Raw genomic sequence first — 993 nt, forward strand, 5'->3', positions numbered from 1 at the left:
ATATGCTTCCTGCGTTTGCTGGGTGGTTTATTGAAGAAGGACAAAGTTTGGCATTGATTGCGTCTGATGAAGAGCAGCTTGCTACTGCGATGGAGCATCTGGTACGAATTGCCCTCGACAATGTGGTGGGTGGCTATGTCGGCGTCGTTCCTGCTGCTGCTAAAGGTGAGCAGATGCAACAAACCCCTATGATCAATACGTCTGAGGTTGAAGACCGTCTTAATAATGCTCAAAATTGGACACTGCTCGATGTACGCGATATCGATGAGAGGAATGCCAATGCAATTGAAGGGTCACAGCACATCTATGTCGGACATCTCAACGAGCGTTGGCATGAGCTTGATCAGAGTCGCCACTATACGTTGATGTGCGCTAGTGGTGCACGAGCGACGATAGCGGCAGGGTGGCTTTCCAGTCGTGGTTTTGAGCATATTGATATCTACTTAGGTTCAATGGGGGCATGGCAAGCCGCCCACAATTAAGATGATAGACGTTATTCGAGCTGTATGAGAGCAAGGAGCTATTTTGCCTGCAGACTTTATCTATATATATCATTGCTAAAAATCATTATTCAGAGTTATAGAACATAGCGCCTATTTTGGGCGCTATTTTTTTATTTAGAGTCGACTTTAGCATACGCTTAGACCGAATAACTGCAGTATATTACGCCTTATCCGAAACAGTAATGTGCGCTATACTTTCAAGCAAAACGAGTTAATCGAACTATCATTGTTTACTATAACTATTCGCAATTTTCTAAAGTATCTAGGAATCATCAATGCGGCAGTCGTTGGTTTGCTACTGGCAGCGTTTTATCAACCTGTATGGACAAGTGCTATCCTTGACACAAAAAATTTTGGGCTGCTTTGATATTCTGAAAACTACCACCAGCTTAGCTATTTTTTCTTCACATGATTTAGGTTCGATCATATAAAGACTATTAGGGTGTGTATAGAATTCAAATGAGTGGCAACCAGATAAAGACACAAGCAA

The 993-nt window shown here is 42.5% G+C and carries 1 protein-coding gene; it reads left to right on the forward strand.

The genetic code is table 11. The features are described from left to right. Positions 1–482: rhodanese-like domain-containing protein (locus JFC05_RS12640; RefSeq protein WP_198337139.1), on the forward strand; the 482-nt coding region annotated here is incomplete at its 5' end. Positions 483–993: the final 511 nt, after the last annotated feature.

It is taken from the genome of Psychrobacter celer (assembly GCF_016107555.1).
GTDB classification, from domain to species: Bacteria; Pseudomonadota; Gammaproteobacteria; order Pseudomonadales; family Moraxellaceae; genus Psychrobacter; species Psychrobacter celer.